The 18,524-nt window shown below is 56.8% G+C and carries 14 protein-coding genes and 2 pseudogenes; 12 read left to right on the forward strand and 4 right to left on the reverse strand.

The annotated features are described in order from the left end of the window. The first annotated feature begins 90 nt into the window (after positions 1–90). Together O8B93_RS21805 and O8B93_RS21810 are read left to right on the forward strand one after the other, a co-directional pair. Positions 91–378: a DUF7673 family protein gene (locus tag O8B93_RS21805; RefSeq protein WP_269711971.1), complete on the forward strand. Its 288-nt coding sequence runs from the start codon at positions 91–93 to the stop codon at positions 376–378. Next, positions 378–1,532 (forward strand): site-specific integrase, encoded by a 1,155-nt coding sequence (locus O8B93_RS21810; protein WP_269711973.1) that lies wholly within the window; start codon positions 378–380, stop codon positions 1,530–1,532. The genes O8B93_RS21805 and O8B93_RS21810 overlap by 1 nt, the downstream gene beginning before the upstream one ends. A gap of 1,653 nt (positions 1,533–3,185) precedes the next feature. Here the strand turns inward: O8B93_RS21810 and O8B93_RS21815 are convergent. Next, positions 3,186–4,001, reverse strand: a pseudogene (locus tag O8B93_RS21815) (DUF4158 domain-containing protein); the annotation flags it as partial. A 420-nt stretch (positions 4,002–4,421) separates the two neighbouring features. On the opposite strand from O8B93_RS21815, the gene O8B93_RS21820 reads away from it, so the two are divergent. The 4 genes and pseudogenes from O8B93_RS21820 to O8B93_RS21840 form a co-directional block, all read left to right on the forward strand. Further along, positions 4,422–4,823 carry a VOC family protein gene (locus O8B93_RS21820; RefSeq protein ID WP_269711975.1) on the forward strand — a complete coding sequence of 134 codons (402 nt, stop codon included), beginning with the start codon at positions 4,422–4,424 and terminating at the stop codon, positions 4,821–4,823. 49 nt (positions 4,824–4,872) lie between these two features. Next, entirely contained in the window at positions 4,873–5,277 is a 405-nt protein-coding gene (locus O8B93_RS21825) for a hypothetical protein (protein WP_269711977.1), read from the forward strand. A 305-nt stretch (positions 5,278–5,582) separates the two neighbouring features. Next, positions 5,583–7,523 carry a methyl-accepting chemotaxis protein gene (locus O8B93_RS21830; RefSeq protein WP_269711978.1) on the forward strand — a complete coding sequence of 647 codons (1,941 nt, stop codon included), beginning with the start codon at positions 5,583–5,585 and terminating at the stop codon, positions 7,521–7,523. 306 nt (positions 7,524–7,829) lie between these two features. After that, positions 7,830–8,551: pseudogene (locus tag O8B93_RS21840) on the forward strand (Tn3 family transposase); the annotation flags it as partial. Positions 8,552–8,869: 318 nt separating this feature from the next. Here O8B93_RS21840 and repC read toward each other — a convergent pair. The 3 genes from repC to repA form a co-directional block, all read right to left on the reverse strand. Then, entirely contained in the window at positions 8,870–10,084 is a 1,215-nt protein-coding gene (repC, locus tag O8B93_RS21845; RefSeq protein ID WP_269711980.1) for a plasmid replication protein RepC, read from the reverse strand. Positions 10,085–10,282: 198 nt separating this feature from the next. Then, a complete protein-coding gene (gene repB / locus O8B93_RS21850) occupies positions 10,283–11,311 on the reverse strand; it encodes a plasmid partitioning protein RepB (RefSeq protein ID WP_269711982.1) in 1,029 nt (342 codons plus the stop codon). Next, positions 11,308–12,570, reverse strand: coding sequence for a plasmid partitioning protein RepA (gene repA, locus O8B93_RS21855; protein ID WP_269711984.1), 1,263 nt, complete (start codon positions 12,568–12,570; stop codon positions 11,308–11,310). The genes repB and repA overlap by 4 nt, the downstream gene beginning before the upstream one ends. A 406-nt stretch (positions 12,571–12,976) precedes the next feature. Here repA and traI point away from each other — a divergent pair, with 406 nt between their 5' ends. Genes traI through trbJ form a run of 6 tightly spaced genes read left to right on the forward strand, consistent with a single transcriptional unit; the run spans position 12,977 to position 18,458 of the window. Continuing rightward, a complete protein-coding gene (gene traI, locus O8B93_RS21860; RefSeq protein ID WP_269711986.1) occupies positions 12,977–13,603 on the forward strand; it encodes an acyl-homoserine-lactone synthase in 627 nt (208 codons plus the stop codon). Continuing rightward, positions 13,600–14,571 (forward strand): P-type conjugative transfer ATPase TrbB, encoded by a 972-nt coding sequence (gene trbB / locus O8B93_RS21865; protein ID WP_269711988.1) that lies wholly within the window; start codon positions 13,600–13,602, stop codon positions 14,569–14,571. The genes traI and trbB overlap by 4 nt, the downstream gene beginning before the upstream one ends. Continuing rightward, positions 14,561–14,938: a TrbC/VirB2 family protein gene (locus O8B93_RS21870; protein WP_269711990.1), complete on the forward strand. Its 378-nt coding sequence runs from the start codon at positions 14,561–14,563 to the stop codon at positions 14,936–14,938. The genes trbB and O8B93_RS21870 overlap by 11 nt, the downstream gene beginning before the upstream one ends. Then, positions 14,935–15,219 carry a conjugal transfer protein TrbD gene (locus O8B93_RS21875; protein WP_269711992.1) on the forward strand — a complete coding sequence of 95 codons (285 nt, stop codon included), beginning with the start codon at positions 14,935–14,937 and terminating at the stop codon, positions 15,217–15,219. Before O8B93_RS21870 ends, O8B93_RS21875 begins: the two co-directional genes overlap by 4 nt. Before the next feature lie 10 nt (positions 15,220–15,229). Then, positions 15,230–17,686, forward strand: coding sequence for a conjugal transfer protein TrbE (locus O8B93_RS21880; protein ID WP_269711994.1), 2,457 nt, complete (start codon positions 15,230–15,232; stop codon positions 17,684–17,686). Next, a complete protein-coding gene (gene trbJ, locus O8B93_RS21885) occupies positions 17,658–18,458 on the forward strand; it encodes a P-type conjugative transfer protein TrbJ (protein WP_269711996.1) in 801 nt (266 codons plus the stop codon). The genes O8B93_RS21880 and trbJ overlap by 29 nt, the downstream gene beginning before the upstream one ends. Positions 18,459–18,524 lie beyond the last annotated feature (66 nt).

Raw genomic sequence — 18,524 nt, forward strand, 5'->3', positions numbered from 1 at the left:
TCGATAAGTACCTCTTATCGATGGTAGATCGACAAACGCCGCGAATCCACCTAATCTGTGCCAAATCACGCTCAGCTAAGGCTCTGAAACATGGAAGATCGCGTCCGCTTCGCCCTCGAAAAGTTGCTCAACGTCGCCCACCAGGATACCGGCCAGGGTGGGCGCGTCGCCAATTTTTTGCTCGCCTGGTGGAATGCTGATGTGCATGGCGGTTTCGATCTGACCGGTCTGGCCAATGTCGATCGCGACATCGCCGAGGACATCGTGACAATTTTTACCTGGCTGGCCCGCGAAGAAACACTTTTCTATCCGGACGCCTACAAGCCGGAAATCGTCGAGATTATTCGCCGCTGGCGGCCGCACGTCGAGATCGATTGATGTCCAAATCTCGCAAACCAACGTCCCTGTCCGACATCGAACGGCGCGCTGTCGAACTGGACACGATCGCCTCGGTGCTACCGATCGATCGTCGTGACGAACTTGCCGAACTGCTGACCGACCAGGATGTCGAAACGCTAAAACATCTCGTCAACCAGGGCATGGGCGACAACACGCTGCGGGCACTGACCTCCGACCTCGCCTATCTCGAAGCCTGGGGATTGGCGGCGACGAAAAAATCCCTACCCTGGCCGACGCCCGAAGCCTTGCTCTTGAAGTTCGTCGCGCATCATCTCTGGGATCCAGAGATGCGTGCGACCGATCCCGATCACGGCATGCCTGATGATGTGGCGGCCAACCTCCGGCGTCAGGGTTTTCTGAAATCCACCGGCCCGCATGCGCCGGCCACCGTGCGCCGTCGACTGGCCTCGTGGTCGACGCTGACGAAATGGCGCGGGCTTTCCGGTTCATTCTCCTCCCCTGCCCTCAAAAAGGCGATCCGGCTCGCGGTCCGTGCGGTTCCCCGGACGCGTCGTCGAAAAAGCGCCAAGGCGGTTACTGGCGACGTGCTCGCCAAGCTACTGGCGACCTGTGACGGCGAAAATTTACGAGACATCCGCGATCGGGCGATTCTGATGGTCGCGTTTGCGTCGGGTGGCCGTCGACGCAGCGAGATCGCCGGGCTTCGCGTCGAGCAATTGAGTCCTGAAGAACCCGTCGAAATGCCGGACGGCACCGCCCTCCCCTCGCTTGCGATCCATCTTGGCCGTACCAAGACGACCACAGGCGAACAGGACGACGTTGTCTATTTGACCGGGCGGCCGGTGGAGGCGCTGAACATCTGGATGGCCGCCGCAAAAATCGACAAAGGCAGCGTGTTTCGCGGGATCGGGCGTTGGGGTAACGTCTCAAGACGGGCAGTCGATCCGCAGTCCATAAATGCCATTCTCAAGCAGCGTGCCGAAATGGCGGGGTTGGAGCCTGCGGAGTTTTCGGCGCATGGATTGCGGTCCGGATACCTGACGGAAGCGGCCAACCGCGGCATCCCCCTGCCGGAGGCGATGGAACAGTCGAGGCATCGGTCGGTGCAACAGGCTTCGAGCTACTACAACAACGCTACTCGGCGAAGTGGGCGCGCCGCAAGACTGCTGTGAAATGGTGGGGAACTTGTCGATCGAGCATCGTGCCTATGCCGGCCGTCCTTAATGAGCGGAAACGCATGTTGAGGGCTCATTTTCATGGCTTCGCCGCTTAGCATTTTCCCGAAGAAAGTCATGCCTCCTCGTTTATCCAAACGCGTCTAATCATCCTTGTAGTTATGGAGAAGCGATTCATGATCGCAAGGATGATTAGACGCAGGATTGAAAATGAGCTCGTTTTCTGATCAGCGAAAGCCCAGCCGTTGCGCTGCTTCGGACCCATCAGATTGGCAAAACGACAATGCAATACCCGGCCCTCAACCTATCTCGACCTGGAATCGGACGCTGACCGGGCCAACACGCACGCCAGGAACGGACGATAGGATCCGACCATCCTTGCGGCGATTTCAAGTGGGAGAAAGCTATACATCCCACTCTCTCACTGCCAGTGCAGCATTAGAGGTCCCACGGTGGACCTCCCTCTCGAACGGCTGTCCGTTGAGGCGCCGATCGGAGCTGCCGATAGCCCTCCCCTCCCCTGGCTTGTAACTGATTTCGAGACCGACCAAAACCATGAGTGGTGAGCATGATGAGATCGTTCTTAAGGCCTGAACAACGGCTATAGAGATCGACAAGGGTAGTGTGTTCCGGGGAGTTGGGCGTTGAGGTAACATTTAGAAGCGGATGATCGATCGCAGTGGACTAGGTTGTGAACCCATAAACGGGCGCAAGGCGATTAAAGCACATGCGGTCGCGAACGTTGCCACTGGCAGCTTCGTAAGTCGCGAGAAGGTCGGCAAATGCGTTTCGCCCTTCTCCGCTAAAATCGCAGCGCCGGCTGATATCGATAATCAGTCGATACAACACAATCCCAACATCACGATTCGCCATGCAAGTTCGCGAAGCTGAACTATACTATTATGTTTCACCACGGTGCGGGGCACACCCATATCTCTGAAATCCGAAGAAGCGTGGCTCTGAGCGAAACCACGTCATGCTGTCCACCGCCGACGCGATTTGTCATCAGGAACTAGCGATTCTTTGCCGGAGCGCGCACCGGGGTCGCAGTGAGCTGCTGGATCCCATTGTGAACACGCTAAAGAAGGAGACAGAGCGGAGTATTCCGTGCCTTCGGGTAGGCATGCGCTCAGATCTGCGTCGATGCCGTGCCATGGGCGGAGGAGGGCGCAGATTATCCACACCGAAGCGGGTGTGCCAAAACCTTGTCAGCTGACAAGGTTTGTTGCGGATCGAGACATCTTTCGGCTGTTCGCTATGACGCGACACTGAGAAGATCCGCCAGACTTCGCGACCAAATCGCCGCGGTGGAACCTTGTCAGCTGACAAGGTTTTAGGGCGAGGCTAGCTGAAACAGATTTTCGAACTAAACCCAGGTTTATGATGAGTTGAACTGGACCTATTGACCAAATGGAGGAGGCGCGATTAACCGGCAATTGCTATTGCGGCAGCGTAGTCCATACCCAAAAAAGGCGACCGACCGGCTACCGGGGGGAGGGGAGTAAGCTTCAACGGTGCGCCTCCATCATTGACGAAGTCGAACTCAATTCCACTTTCTACGGCCCCTGAGCATTAAAGGGGCACAGATATACGGTAGTCGGATGAGATCGAGAACGGCAGGGGCCGGAAGCCGGAATCATCAAGCGAAAAGGCGTATCGGCTTCCTGGCCGCATTTGCTCGAAGTTCTGAGCGGTCAGGCGGCGACCTCCTGGGCCATACGGCTGACACGATGCGTCGGGACAGCCTGAAGCACATCACCGGAAAGGCCGACATGCCGCACGGCCTCAAGCCGGTCGATCAAACCCCGCATCGCCGTTCTCCGGCTTTCCCGGGCGGTTTGCGTAACCAGGATATCCCACTTTGTCGGACTCGTGGCCCCATACCCAGCAACGCCTCCATCCTGACGATAACGTCTGGCGATAGCCTTGCGGCAACATCGACAAACAGAGCTTCTTCAGCCTCGGTGCGGGCCTGCCCGGCCATCCATTCGATCACGGTGATGCCGGGAGTGACGGTACGCCGGCGGCGCATCTCATCGGCCAGAGCGGCGACGACGAATTTGTCTTTGGTCGAGGCGATCTCCAAAAGGCTAAAAGGTCGGCGCGCGTCGGGTGGCTCAGTTCGTTGAACCCGTAATGTTGGCGAAGGGCGGCCTGTTGCTCGTAGCGGGTGGGTGCTCTCTGTGCAAAGGTAGCAAGAGCTTCCGGCTTGATCTGGAGCTGATCGGCCAGAAAGGTGAGTGAGCTTTTCGGGATGACCTCCCCACGCTGGATGAGACGGCCAGGATAACGGAGCGCACAAAGCTGAAGCACCAGGCCAAGGCGAGTATCGTCTCGCCGGCGCGTTTCGAGAAGGCGATGGTCTCCATCGTTGAGGCTCCAATGGCGGATCAGGGTGTCGTCGTCGGTGGGCAGGGCGAGAAAGTTCTGCCGTTCGGCATCCGTCAAAATCATGCGGCGAGGCATCGGCGCTCCTTATGTTACAAAAATAATGGAGATAACCGTTTGCGGAGCTTACTTTGCAAGACGGGTTATGTGACAATCTACAGGCTTTGGTGCGGCCAAATCGAAATTGTCACGCATACGGACGAACAAATGACAGCTCTCATCGGATATGCGCGGATATCGAAAGCTGACGGGTCGAGGACCTGGTCGTGACCCTTGAACGCAAAGCGTCATCACGGCCGATGAGGGGACTGCCCTTTATGGGGATTACCTTGCCGAAGGCCGCCCTCACGCAGCAGCTTTTGCCGAGGAGGCCCAGCCAGGTGCACAGAAGCTTCATGTTCGTGATCGACTTGCCAAAGCCCTCGCCATGGCCCGCGAGGCTGGTCCACTTGCTCCCAGCGATCACAAGAAGGAAACCGATGAGATGTGGGGCGAGGAATGAAGTTCATCAATCCAATCCCTTTTGTCCGCGATATCAAACGTTCCAGGGAGTTTTACCAAGAGACGATCGGGCTGAAGGTGTTGGAGGATTTTGGGAGCTTCGTTCTGTTCGAGACCGGCTTTGCGATCCACGAGGGGCCGGCGCTTGAGGAAACGATCTGGGGGAAAGCGTGTGGTACGGAGGAGCCTTATGGCCGGCGAAATCTGCTGTTGTATTTCGAGGATGAGGACGTGGATGCGGCCTTTGAGCGTATCGCCCCGCATGTCGAGTTGATCCATCCGATAGAACAGCAAGCCTGGGGGCAGCGTGTCTTCCGCTTTTATGATCCCGACCGACATGCGGTAGAGGTGGGTGAGCCGCAGAATCTTCCGGCACCGGAGAAGCCCCAGAAATCCTAACGATCGCTATGAAACAGGTTGGGGTATTTTCGCAAAAGAGGAGAGCCACATGAAAACCGACTGGAATCTGATCCGGGAAATGATGAGCGTGGCGATTGATGCTTGTGAGCGGATCGAGGTGGTCGGCTACGCTGAAAACGACCGAGACGCGACCATTGACGTTAAAGGCCAGCAGATCAGCGTTCACGATTTTCTTGTCAGTGCTTGGACGCTACCGGAGAACCTTCGCTATCAGATCATCCGCGAGCGCCACGACCAAGCGACAGACCTTCCCTATGTGCCGGAGGCGGCCCGTGTTCTTGTTGTGATGGCACAGGCAAGCGCGGAATTGATCGGCGCAGGCGATACTACCCCGACCGGGGATGGTATCCAGAAAATGATTCAGTGGTTTGAGAACCATGCCACTCCCGGTGTCGAGCAAGCTATCGCTGATCGTCGTCGCGGTGTTGTGTAACTCCTGATTATCACACCGATATATATATGGGAGACGTATCCACCGCTTGCTTGGAATTTCGTCTTCAGTTCCAGAACGATATCTTAATAGCAATACATACGGGCACGGTATTGCTGCAGGTTTTGGATGCAATCCAGATTTGATTCGCTGTATTCTTTGCAATTATAGGGTAAACAATACATTAACTTCAAAGTAGCAAATCTATCATATTCAGTTTCTGTCAGCGATGCAGCTGATCGGTTACGCCCTTTGACTTCGACAATGAGTGCTCGGCGGAGTGTGGCACAAGCTCAAAGGGAGCATCGATGTCATTCCTTCAACATGCCCGCATCCGTACCAAGATCCTTGCGCTCGTCTTGCCACTATGCCTCGTCGGTATTGGCGGCGATCTGGTTATCGCCAGAAACTACAACACTTCGGGCAACACCTACACGGATTTCATTTCCAATGAGACCGCCGTCGAGATCAACATGGCGATCGCCAGCCAGCGGTTGGTAGCTGTTGTCTACGATGCCTATCAGGTACTGGCCTACGATCCGGGAACGCTGGAAATAAAGGCCGCTCAGGACGACTACCAGGCAAGCGCTAAACGATTCTTCGAATTGATAAGTGAAGCGCAGACTCTTCTGCCACGCGAAAAAGCCAGCTTCGCTACCTTCGAAGCGGACGGAAAAGCGATTGTCGCAATCACCGATAAGGCGATGGACGCAGGTGCAGTCAACAATGATACTGAGGCCAAGCAATTTCTTGCCAACGCCGACAAGCAGGTTGCCGCTGCCCTCCCAAAGATGCGCGGTTGGATCAACGAATACTCCAAGGGTATACAGGCGAAAACCGCCGTGCTCGGTGAGCAGACCAGCAACACAATCTTTTATAGCCTTGCTGTAGTCGGCACGGTGTTCTCAGTCGGTATCGTGCTTGCATTGCTCCTGATCTCCCGTGGTATCACGGGTCCGATAGCCATCCTGCGTGAGCGTATGTTGTCTCTCGCGACTGGCAACACGGAGGCCCTGGTAGATGGCACCGAGCGACGAGATGAAGTTGGCGAGATGGCCAAAGCCGTCGCAGTGTTTCGCGACAATGCTATTGAAAGGCTGCGGCTAGAACAGGAAGCCGATGAAAGCCGGTCAGTGACTGAGCAACAGCGGGTCGAACGCGAAGCTCAGAAGGCACGTGAATCTGCTGATACAAAATTGGCCGTCGATGGGTTGGCGACCGGATTGCTCGAACTTTCCAAGGGAAATTTAGCTCATCGGATCGACACGCCGTTCGTCAAGCAGTTGGATCAGCTACGAGTGAACTTCAATGCTTCGCTAGAAAAGCTCGAAGCAACGCTGGTTCAGGTCGGGCAGAACGCGCGCGGCATCGACGCCGGCGCCAACGAAATCCGGTCCGCGGCAGACGACCTCTCCCGAAGAACCGAGCAACAAGCGGCATCCGTTGAACAGACGGCTGCGGCCCTGGAACAGATCACCACGACGGTCAAAGATTCCACCCGACGCGCCGAAGAAGCGGGTGCGCTTGTCGCAAGAGCTCGTGATGGAGCGGAGAGATCCGGCGAAGTGGTGCGCAACGCAGTCGCCGCCATGCAGGCAATCGAGAAGTCATCGATGGAAATCAGCAATATCATCGGGGTCATCGATGAGATCGCTTTTCAGACGAACCTGCTCGCACTGAATGCCGGCGTAGAGGCGGCGCGGGCCGGAGAAGCTGGTAAGGGTTTCGCCGTCGTCGCCCAGGAAGTCCGTGAATTGGCACAGCGCTCTGCCGTCGCGGCCAAGGAAATCAAGACCCTCATCCAAGCGTCCGGAGGCCATGTTCAGGCCGGTGTCAGCCTGGTCGGTGAGGCGGGCAAATCACTCGAGACAATCTCCGGCGAAGTTCAGGAGATTAACCGTCACGTGAGCGCAATCGTTGAGGCGGCGCGTGAACAATCCACCGGCCTTCAGGAGATCAACACGGCTGTTAACACCATGGATCAGGGCACACAGCAGAATGCTGCCATGGTCGAGCAATCGACGGCCGCCAGTCATAGCCTTGCAAAAGAGGCAGGATCGTTAACGGCGCTACTCTCACACTTCGTCCTCAGCGGTTTAACATCGGCTCAGTCATCCGTGTTGCGAAGTGCTGCGCGTGCGATGGCCACTCCGACCTCGCAACCAGTGCGCGTCGGAACAGAAAGAGCGTCGGCACGGCGCGTCGCTGGTGTGGGCCAAAGTTCGCAAGAAAATTGGGAAGAGTTCTGAGAATACGTGCCACATTTCCCAGTGAAGTTTTTTGAAAAGCTGCATCGACCGTCGAAATCTATCGCAAAAGCCGGTCTTGCGAGACTGACTTTTGCACCTGATTTTCGCGACAGAAATTTCCTTGCAGACTCAGCATCGGCGATTTTGTCGTAAAACTTAGGCGCCCTTCTATGAAGTCTCTAATGCACGGTAGGCGCTCGCCCTCCCAATGCCGAGACGGCGGGCTATTTCAGCAGGACCAATACCTTCGGTCTTCAGCTTGCGGATTTCAGCCGTATCAATTTTCAGGAAAGGTTCCATATAGGTTACACGGCGATCTCCGGACGGTGTGCTCCCTTTCATACCAAAATCATCGCTGCCACGGCGAGCGAGGCCGTCCATGTTCTCGACGCGCTTCTCGAAACCGATGTTGGTCTCGACATCATTCACCATCATGTCGATGGCGGTGCGTTAGCGATCTCGTCTTCGCCTTTTGCCATGCGCTCGGCTTTGCTTTTGTCCCTCGTATTCCTGATCTCGACGGCCGATGCCTCTATGGTTTCGGACCTGGCAAACAGTACGGAGTTTTCCATAATGTCATGGGTGATCGCATCGACGCCGACCTGATACGGGCGCACTGGAACGATATTCTGCGCCTCATGACCTCGCTGCGTAGCGCACCGTTAGCGCATCACTCATGCTCAAAAGACTGTCGGCGACGACAAGGCAGAGCGGACCCTGTTCACCCTGAACTGGATCAATGACGAAGATCTGAGAAAAACGACAACGGCAGAGCTGAACAAAGGCGAAAGCGCGCAACAGTCTCGTGCGCGCCGTCAATCTCCACCGGCCGTGTCGTCGAGGCCTTGCATGGCGCAAGACACAATGTGCCCGATCATCTGCTATCGGGCCTGTCGCCGCTCTTTTGGGAGCACGTCAACCTCACCGGCGATTACATATGGGAAGACACGCCGGCGCTTGATGATTCCGGCTTCCGGCCCCTGCCGTTCTCGATCTCATCCGACTACCGTATATCTGTGCCCCTTTAATGTTCAGGGGCCATCATAGGAAGATTTCCCGAAGACGGCTTGCCGAACTAACGGCGGGCTTATTTTGCGGCACGCCAATGTTTCAGATTCCTAGGCGGGCGCGATTACGGTACTCAACAGATATCGGCCGGACATGGATTGATCTTGTCACCAGCTCGGCGAAGTGAATGGGACGGATCAATGAAGGGCAGGGCAGGTGGTGATAATTGGCATGTCCGGTTTCCTGGCATGAGCAGTTAAACGGCTCACCACCTTAACTGTGGTTCCTAAGTCCCAGGCTGCGGCCATCATGACGAAATCACCTCCCCAAGCCAACCATCATCCTGCGGCTTTGACCTGGTGGCCGCCAGCTCGCAGCAGAGCCATCAGCACCGGACCAAGTGAGAATTCACCGCGCTTCGCCTTATTTGTCAGATCCCGGAGATATCCGCCCGGCGAATTGATGTGACCGCCACGCTCTAGGATGCAGGCGATCGTTACCGCAGCATTCTCTGGGCCCATTACCTCACAGGCCTCCTGATATGCGGACGGGCTAACCCCAAGCATCGACCTGACGACCACAGCGGCTGTCATGAGCTCCCGCCAACTCCCGATTTGTCCATCAGGCCCGTAGCTCGAAATCTCGGGGCAGGCCCGCAAGACGAGACCAATTGGGAAAGCCTTGATCGGCGCATGCACGGCCCGCTTATTTTCACTCGGCTCCGCCCCCAGCTCTTTTCTTGAGCTAGGTTCAAGTTCATAGGGAGGGTTGGTATTTGAATTCTGTATGTGACGCTCAATTTGGGCATCATTGGTGCTCATTTCAGAAGAAAAATCGCCGAAATTCAGGAGTTTGACGATTTCCTCGCGCAAATTAAACATTCTGGCAGCCAGACCGCCAAGCTCATTCAAGCTTGGATTGCGCGGAATTTGCCGCACGAGCATAAGATAGCGCTCCTCAAGCTCGTCCCAATCGCCTGGAGCGCCCTCCTCGACGGCCGCCGTGATCAGCTTACGGATATCACGCCGGCAGATGGTCAGGGTTTCCTTCGCTCGTCTAAAAGCAGCTCGATCAGCAGCAACCTGCTGGGCGAGGCATGCGAGCTCCTCGGCCCGCATAAGAAGCGGCGATATGTCGAATCCGAAGGCGTGCTCGATTGATCCTTCGTCATCTTTTCGAGCGTATCGTTTGCCGTTCGCACTGTCCTTGCGGATGATCAACCCGGCCTCAACGAGAAGGGCAAGGTGCCGCCGCAAAGTGGCGCCTGCAATGCCATGGGCGCGAATTGACAGCTGAATGTTAGATGGGAAGACGATGAGCTGTGCATCCTGGCGCAGTTCGTTTTCCGGATAGAAGCTCAAAAGCGCGTCAAGCACGGCGAGGCTACGATCCTGCAGACCGAGCACTTCTCGAGCTTCCGATGCATCGCGGAAAACCTTCCATTTGTTTGCCGACTTGCCTTCCTCGATCTTGCTCGTGTCAATTTGCCGCTTCACAAGCGCAAGCGTAACCTGTCGCCGCCCAAAGGGCGTCGTCACTTGTCCACCTTCCATGTCTTCGCCTCTCAAAAAGGCAAAAGATCAACGCTCACCGAAATGGTGCCAAAGACTCTTGACTAGAATTCATGGAAATGCGATTCTCAAGTTCTCACACAGCGAGAAGGGCTTCCATGACGGCAACGTTTCGGGGGCCTTTTTCTTTTGCTCGATTTCCTTCCGTAAAATCGTCTCGAAGTCCGCTTTTGGCTTCGATTAGTTCTTTAACTTCTCATGAGTGAAGCGTTCAGCCAGCGCCGGTAGCTCCGATTCAATAAAGCTCAGGAATTCCGCCCCGGCCGGCGTATCCGCCGAAATGCGAACCTCCTTGACCGTTCGCAAATACCTGCCCAGCGGCTCACCTTCGGGACCGGCAATGGTTTTACCGCTTTCCTGCAATGGAGCTCTGGGCTTCAGAGCATTAAAAGCTGCCAGAAACTTCTGGTCGGACCCGAAGCGCTTTTCGGCGGTGACCGATAGCACCTTGCGCACTTCGTCATGCAGATCAGGGCTCTCAGAGAAAGTCTTTGCAAATTCGGCCCACCTTGGACGGCCAACCTTGGCCGCCCTACCGATTGCCTCTATGATTTCGATCGGAACGGCGCGGTAGACTAACCGCATGCGCGCAAGCTCGGGATCGTCGATCGACAGGGCAGCCTTGATATCCCGCGGCTTCACGTCGGCATCGTCCATACGGCGTGCAAACAGGGCGCGCTCAATCCAGCTCAGATCCTGGCGATCGGCGTTTTCGATACCCTGTGCGATGACGAGTTCGACGTCGGAAATCTCGACCTCGATAGCCTTGACCGGAATTCCGAGATCTTTGGCTGCCCGCAACCGGCGGTGGCCGTAGATAACCTGATAGCGGTCAGGTGAGGCCGGTGATTTGCGGACCTGGATGGGAACCTTCTGGCCTTCGGATCGGATTGAGTTCCTGAAGGTCTCGAAATCGGAGCCGTCGTCGTCAGGAAGACGATCGGGAAAGGGCGAGGGGTCGACTTTCGACGGATCGAGTTCGCGGATCGCGCCTCCACCGGCTTCAACAAGCGCCTTCAGCCGGTCGCGTTCCGACTTGATGTCGTCAATTGCCCGGTGCGCCGCACCGATCACGCCGGCGCCGACCCGCGCGGGTGGAGCCTGTTGTGGAACTGCGGCAGGGTTCTCCGTTGACAGCCGGTTTTCCAGCTCTGCAGACAGCAGTCCGAAGTTCGCAACGATGGATTTACGCGATGACTTGCTGGTCATGTGCGCCCCCAGCTGGTGTTGATGAGTTTCAATATCGCTTCGTTGACGGCGTCGACCGCCTCACGGGCGCGCTTGTGCGTATCACGGCCGATCTGGCCCATTTCGAGTTCGTAGATAGAACGCTTTGCAAGTCCCGCTGCCTCGACAGCCGTGCTTTCAATCAGCGTGGGTAGAAGCACATCGGTGCCGAACAGATGGCGCATCATCGCGACAACCTGCGACTGCGGTGCGTCGTTCGGATCGTGGCGGGTGACAAGATACCGGATGAAATCCTGATCGAGCTGTGCTCCGCTCTCGTTCAGCACGCTGATCAAGTCGCCCATCATCAACAGGAACTGGCTCATCGAAGCCACATCAAGCATAGCCGGATGTACCGTGATAATCATGCTGGTCGCGGCATAAATTGCGCTGAGCGTCAAAAACCCGAGCGACGGAGGCGTATCGAGGATGACAACGTCATAGTCCTGCTCGACCTCCGAAAGGGCAAGTTTGAGACGCTCGAAGAAGATTGCGCCCGAGCCCGATTTCTGTGCCAGGACGCGCGGCGTTTCATGTTCGTATTCCATGACTTCGAGGTTGCCCGGAATAAGGTCGATACCATCAAAGTAGGTTTTGCGAATAATGTCGCGGATCGGGCGACGCTCAGCATCGTCATAGCGAAGGGCTGCGTAGATCGTCTCATTGGCACCGACGTCGAATTCAGGTTGGGCGCCAAATAGTGCGGACAACGATGCCTGCGGATCGAGGTCCAGAGCAAGAACACGATAACCCTGCAATGCGAGATAGTGAGCGAGGTGAACGCAGGTTGTTGTCTTGGCGCTGCCCCCTTTGAAATTGGCGATGGCCACGACCTGCAAATGCTCCCTCTCGCGCCTTCGCGGAAGAAACCTTAGTGCTTCGGCCGGTTTCTGAGCAGCAAAAAACTCGCGTAACTCGTTTATCTGGGCAAGCGTGTAGACACGATGATTGTTTTCCAACCGCCCGGGGATGGGCCCACGCCCTTCACTCGACATGAGCTTAAGGGTAGAATCAGGTATCGAGGTCAGCTTGGAGACTTCGTTCGTCAGGAACGGCCGCAGGCTCTTCTCCGATTTGGGAGGATACATGCGGGTGCGAAGCTGCTGTAACTGCTGTGACAGAAGGCCTGCATGGCGCATGATCTTGCCGCCTGCGTCTTCCTTCTGACCGCTCATCGTTTCTGCTTGTCTCGCTATCGCCATATCGCCCCCTTGGCGGACAGTCTTCGGTTTGCCGACCATTGCCCGCCAAAGATACAACACGATTCTCGTCGGACGTCCAGCCGTTTAGGGTTAACAAAGTCTTAACGGACCCGTTCCTGCGGCATTGAAATAATGAACCGAAAACTGATATTTTCTTTATTTTTCTGTACCTTAATAACATACCGGTAGTCGCTGGCGATCAAGTTTCTTCAGGATCAATTGGACAGAGCAACGATTTTGGAAAGCGCGCTCCGCGCACAAGAAACGGTTTGAGCACAAATAATCTACTAACACTTTTGTCAGTTCGGTAGCGACTCCCATTCCTCGCCATGATCGCCTCTCTGTGCCGACACCCACAGAATCAGTCACTGATACTTTTGGCAGTAGATCAAAGCTGCGCGCCCCGGCAAATCTCGGGTAGTTCCAACTCAAGGAGATTTGCGGGATGCGCATCGTTGCCGTCAGGAACCCTAGAACTAAAACTGAACAGCACCTCATCCTTGAAATGTATCGGCTTCGAGCCAAGGTTTTCCGAGATCGCCTTGGATGGAATGTCAATTGCACCTCAGACATGGAAAGGGACCAGTTCGATGAGAGGCGGCCCACATATATCCTGTGTTTAGGCTCTTCCTCGACTGTTGTCGGGTGTGCTCGGCTTTTGCCCGCTATGGGCGGCACCATGCTGCAGGAGGTGTTTCCGCAGCTCCTTCACCAGCATCAGCTCGCGACACACGGAAGAATGGTTGAGAGTTCGCGCTTTTGCGTCGATACCGAGAACACCGCCGATCGAGAGCATGGCGGACTTCACCCGGCAACGCTCGCCATGTTTGCCGGGATTGTCCAATGGTGCATTCTCAGCGGCTACAACGAGATCGTCACGGCGACCGACCTGCGTATCGAACGGATTCTTCGACGCGCCGGCTGGCCACTTTCGCGGCTAGGCGAACCCAGCATGATCAACGAAACCCGCAGTATTGCAGGTTTTTTGCCTGCGGACTGGCAGAGTTTTGATCTCATACGGCCAACCACCTATTCCTCGGACTTTTCAAACGCTCAGGAAGAGGCAGCATGATCAGCAGCCAGAACCGCTCACTGCCAAGGCTCTTGAGTAAACTGCAAAATGCCCTCGGTGATCACCTCTGCGCCGCGCTTGACGATCCGGGCGTCGTCGAGATCATGCTGAACCCCGATGGCAGGCTATTTATCGAGCGCCTCGACCTGGGAATAGCGGCGGCAGGCGAAATGACGCGTTCCGCGGCGGAGACCGTCATAGGCAGCGTTGCCCACGTCCTAAACTGCGAAGTCGACGATGGTCGTCCCATCATATCCGGTGAACTTCCGATTGGAGGACACCGCTTCGAAGGGCTCCTGCCGCCAGTCGTGTCCGGGCCCTCATTCACGATCCGTCGTCGCGCTTCCCGGCTTGTCCCGCTCGATGACTACATCGCCAGCAAGGTAATGACCCCACGACAGGCGGATATTATTCGCAACGCCGTTCAATCGAAGTTCAACATCATTGTCGCTGGAGGCACCGGCTCGGGGAAAACAACGCTGACCAATGCCATCCTGACGGAAATCGTAGTGTGTTTTCCGGACGATCGCCTCGTGATCCTGGAGGATACCGCGGAAATTCAATGCGCCGCCGGCAACGCGGTCAGTCTCCATACCAGTGCAAATGTGGACATGTCACGCCTGCTCAAGAGCACGATGCGCCTTCGCCCAGACCGGATCATAGTCGGCGAGGTTCGTGATGGTGCGGCGCTCACCATGCTCAAAGCCTGGAACACCGGCCATCCCGGCGGCGTCGCCACTATCCATGCCAACAGCGCCCGTTCCGCCCTTCAGCGCCTCGAACAGCTGACTGCCGAGGCCAGCCATCAGCCCATGCAAGCGGTGATCGGCGACGCCATCGATCTCATCATCTCGATCGAGCGCGCCGCCAAGGGCCGCCGGATCAAAGAGATCCTTCACGTAACCCGCTTTGCAGGCGGGCAATACCTGACCGAACCCTACACAGAGGAATGCCGTGATGCAGCCTAGGAGATCCGCCCTCACCCTCGCCCTGATCACCGTCGCAGCAATGATCGCAGCAACACCAGCTCTTGCCAGTTCTGGCGGAAGTCTTCCATGGGAAGGGCCTCTTGAGCAAATCCAGAAATCCATCACAGGCCCTGTCGCTGGCTACATTGCACTCGCCGCTGTCGCCGTTGCCGGCGGTATGCTGATCTTCGGCGGCGAGCTGAACGATTTTGCACGCCGACTGGTGTACGTGGTCTTGGTTGCCGGCATCCTCCTCGGCGCCACGACGATCGTCGGCCTGTTCGGCGCGACCGGCGCTTCGATCGGCACGGTGGCCGATCAGGTTACGAAACGCAACTCGCTCGGAGAAGGGCAGGGCGCCCGATGAGCCTCCAGCGTAATCGCATCCATCGCGCATTGTCTCGTCCCAACCTGTTGATGGGCGCGGACCGGGAGCTTGTCCTGATCACCGGCCTTGCAGCGACAATCCTCATCTTTGTCGTGCTAACGGTCTCTTCGGCCCTCCTTGGATCCGCCGTCTGGATCGTCATCGTCGGCCTGTTGCGGATGATGGCCAAATCCGACCCGCTCATGCGGCAGGTCTATATCAGACAGATCTCCTACAGGCCCTATTATCGGCCGACAGCCACACCGTGGCGCAAATATTGAAGAGGACCTTATGGCTGCCCTCAAGCGATTCCGCGCGACCGGTCCATCCTTCGCAGATCTTGTCCCTTATGCCGGACTCATCGACAATGGCATTCTGCTACTGAAGGACGGAAGTCTCATGGCTGGCTGGTTTTTCGCCGGACCTGACCTGGAAAGCGCCACCGATCTCGAGCGAAACGAACTATCACGCCAGATCAACACAATCCTCGCCCGGCTCGGCACAGGCTGGATGATCCAGGTCGAGGCGATCCGCATACCGACAGTCGACTACCCTTCTCCGGAAAAGTGCCATTTCCCCGATCCGGTCACGTGCGCGATCGATGCCGAGCGCAGGGCCCACTTCCTGCGCAGGCAAGGGCATTTCGAAAGCAAGCACGCAATCATCCTGACCTACCGCCCGCTCGAACCGAAAAGGGCGGCGCTCGGCAAATACGTCTATTCCGACCCGGGGAGCCGAAAGAAGACCTATGCAGATACGGTCCTCCTCGTCTTTCGCAACGCGGTGCGAGAAATCGAGCAGTATCTGGCAAACACCTTGTCGATCGTCCGCATGCAAACGCGCGAAGTCCGCGAACGGGGAGGGGAGAGGACCGCTCGCTACGATGACCTCCTTCAATTCGTCCGTTTTTGCATCACAGGAGAAAGCCACCCCGTCCGCCTGCCGGAAATCCCCATGTATCTCGACTGGCTGGCGACAGCGGAACTTCAGCATGGCCTGACGCCGAAAGTCGAGAACCGGTTCCTCGGCGTTGTCGCGATCGATGGCCTTCCGGCGGAGAGTTGGCCCGGCATTCTCAATAATCTCGATCTTATGCCGCTGACCTATCGCTGGTCGTCGCGATTTATTTTCCTTGATGCCGAAGAGGCGCGCCAGAAACTCGAGCGCACGCGCAAGAAATGGCAACAAAAGGTTCGCCCGTTTTTTGACCAGCTCTTCCAGACCCAGAGCGGTTCGGTCGATCAGGATGCGATGTCCATGGTCGTCGAAACCGAAGACGCCATCGCCCAGGCTTCCTCGCAGCTTGTTACCTATGGCTATTATACGCCAGTGATTATCCTGTTCGACGAGCATCTCGTGGCGGTACAGGAGAAGGCTGAGGCCATTCGCCGACTTGTCCAGGCCGAAGGCTTTGGAGCCCGGATCGAAACATTGAACGCGACGGATGCGTTTCTCGGTAGCCTTCCGGGAAACTGGTACGCCAATGTTCGTGAGCCGCTGATAAATACGAGCAATCTGGCGGACCTGATCCCATTGAACTCGGTCTGGTCGGGTCATCCGAGCGCTCCATGCCCCTTCTACACGCCAAACTCGCCTCCGCTGATGCAGGTGGCCTCGGGCTCGACACCATTTCGCCTGAACCTCCACGTCGATGATGTCGGCCATACCCTGATCTTCGGCCCGACCGGCTCCGGCAAGTCGACACTTCTGGCGCTCATTGCGGCGCAGTTCCGACGTTATGAGGCGGCGCAGATTTTTGCGTTCGACAAGGGTAACTCCCTTCTCCCGCTCACGCTCGCCGCCGGGGGCGATCACTATGACATCGGCAACGATCAAAATGGAGAGGGAAGAGCGCTGGCGTTCTGCCCGCTGTCCGATCTTTCGACGGATAGCGGGCAGGCCTGGGCAACCGGGTGGATCGAAACGCTCGTCGCCCTGCAGGGCGTGACGGTTACACCTGATCACCGCAACGCCATTTCACGACAGATCGCACTAATGGCTACGGCACCCGGAAAGTCGCTGTCGGATTTCGTCAGCGGCGTCCAGATGCGGGAGATCAAGCAGGCCCTTCATCACTATACCGTCGATGGACCGATGGGCCAGCTTCTCGATGCGGAAGAGGACGGCCTGACCCTGCGGGCGTTCCAGTGCTTCGAGATCGAGCAACTCATGAACATGGGCGAACGCAATCTCGTCCCCGTTCTCACTTACCTTTTCCACCGCATCGAAAAGCGCCTCGATGGCTCACCCAGCCTGATCCTGCTCGACGAGGCATGGCTGATGCTCGGACATCCTGTGTTTCGCGACAAGATCCGTGAATGGTTGAAGGTTCTCCGAAAAGCCAACTGCGCCGTCGTTCTGGCGACGCAGTCTATCTCGGATGCCGAGCGATCCGGTATTATCGATGTGCTGAAAGAGTCCTGTCCCACGAAGATCTGCCTTCCGAATGGGGCAGCGCGAGAAACAGGCACGCGTGAATTCTACGAGCGGATTGGCTTCAACGATCGCCAGATCGAGATCGTCTCAAGCGCCATCGCCAAACGTGAATATTACGTCGCCACGCCAGACGGGAGGCGACTTTTTGACATGTCACTTGGACCGTTGGCACTGAGTTTCGTCGGCGCCTCGGGGAAGGAAGATCTGAAGAGAATCAAAGCACTGGAGGCGCAATACGGTCGAAGATGGCCGCTCCATTGGCTGGAGACGAGAGGAATTCACGATGCAACGTCGCTGCTCACTATCGAATAGGCTGATAGTCGCCGTCGTGGTTGGGGCGAATGCACTCATACCCGCCGGTCCCCTACGGGCAGGCGCGGCTACGGGTGCCGCTACCGAGTGGACGCAACTTGCCAATAATGCGCAGCTTGTCGACCTCCTCAAGAGCTCGGGGCTGCAGGTCGACAATCAATTGACCCAGATTACGCAGTTGGCGGAGCAGATTGAGAACCAGCTGAGGATTTACGAGAATATGTTGCAAAATACTGCACGGCTCCCGGATCACCTCTGGGGCGAGGTGGAGAACGACCTGAACCGGCTGCGTCGCATTGTCGACCAGGGGCGGAGCATTTCGTTCGTCATGAGCAATGCGGACGACGTTCTGCAGCAAAGGTTCAAGAGCTACGCCGATCTGAAGACCAAGCTGCCGAACGCCGAGTTCTCAGACACCTACCAGAGCTGGTCGGACACCAACCGGGACACGATCGCCAGCACATTGAGGGCTGCGAGCCTGACAGCGGATCAGTTCGGCACGGAGGAGAGCACGATGGCCGCGTTGCGAGCCATGTCACAATCGGCTGATGGTCAGATGAAAGCGCTCCAGATCGGACACCAGATCGCGGCACAACAGGTCTCCCAGATGCAGAAGCTCCGCGGCCTTTTTTCCCAGCAGATGACGATGACGGCAACCTGGCTCCAGGCCGAGCAGACCGACAAGGATATCGCCCAGACCCGAAGGGAAAAATTCTTCAACGCGGATGTCAGGACCGTCCCGGGTGGTCAAAAAATGGAGCCTCGCTGGTGAGCCGTCCGTTCAACACCACCGTGGCACAGGTCTGGGCAGCCTTCCTTTCCAGAGGTTCTTCCTTTC

Source organism: Martinezella rhizogenes, from assembly GCF_027460065.1.
Taxonomy (GTDB): Bacteria; Pseudomonadota; Alphaproteobacteria; order Rhizobiales; family Rhizobiaceae; genus Agrobacterium; species Agrobacterium rhizogenes_C.

Bases quoted from the DNA above. Each gene is read 5' to 3' on its own strand.
- O8B93_RS21805 (WP_269711971.1), top strand. From the start codon at position 91: ATGGAAGATCGCGTCCGCTTCGCCCTCGAAAAGTTGCTCAACGTCGCC.
- O8B93_RS21830 (WP_269711978.1), top strand. From the start codon at position 5,583: ATGTCATTCCTTCAACATGCCCGCATCCGTACCAAGATCCTTGCGCTC.
- O8B93_RS21870 (WP_269711990.1), top strand. From the start codon at position 14,561: ATGCAGCCTAGGAGATCCGCCCTCACCCTCGCCCTGATCACCGTCGCA.
- O8B93_RS21880 (WP_269711994.1), top strand. From the start codon at position 15,230: ATGGCTGCCCTCAAGCGATTCCGCGCGACCGGTCCATCCTTCGCAGAT.
- O8B93_RS21825 (WP_269711977.1), top strand. From the start codon at position 4,873: ATGAAAACCGACTGGAATCTGATCCGGGAAATGATGAGCGTGGCGATT.
- repC (WP_269711980.1), bottom strand. From the start codon at position 10,084: ATGGAAGGTGGACAAGTGACGACGCCCTTTGGGCGGCGACAGGTTACG.
- O8B93_RS21820 (WP_269711975.1), top strand. From the start codon at position 4,422: ATGAAGTTCATCAATCCAATCCCTTTTGTCCGCGATATCAAACGTTCC.
- repA (WP_269711984.1), bottom strand. From the start codon at position 12,570: ATGGTCGGCAAACCGAAGACTGTCCGCCAAGGGGGCGATATGGCGATA.
- trbB (WP_269711988.1), top strand. From the start codon at position 13,600: ATGATCAGCAGCCAGAACCGCTCACTGCCAAGGCTCTTGAGTAAACTG.
- repB (WP_269711982.1), bottom strand. From the start codon at position 11,311: ATGACCAGCAAGTCATCGCGTAAATCCATCGTTGCGAACTTCGGACTG.
- traI (WP_269711986.1), top strand. From the start codon at position 12,977: ATGCGCATCGTTGCCGTCAGGAACCCTAGAACTAAAACTGAACAGCAC.
- trbJ (WP_269711996.1), top strand. From the start codon at position 17,658: ATGCAACGTCGCTGCTCACTATCGAATAGGCTGATAGTCGCCGTCGTG.
- O8B93_RS21810 (WP_269711973.1), top strand. From the start codon at position 378: ATGTCCAAATCTCGCAAACCAACGTCCCTGTCCGACATCGAACGGCGC.
- O8B93_RS21875 (WP_269711992.1), top strand. From the start codon at position 14,935: ATGAGCCTCCAGCGTAATCGCATCCATCGCGCATTGTCTCGTCCCAAC.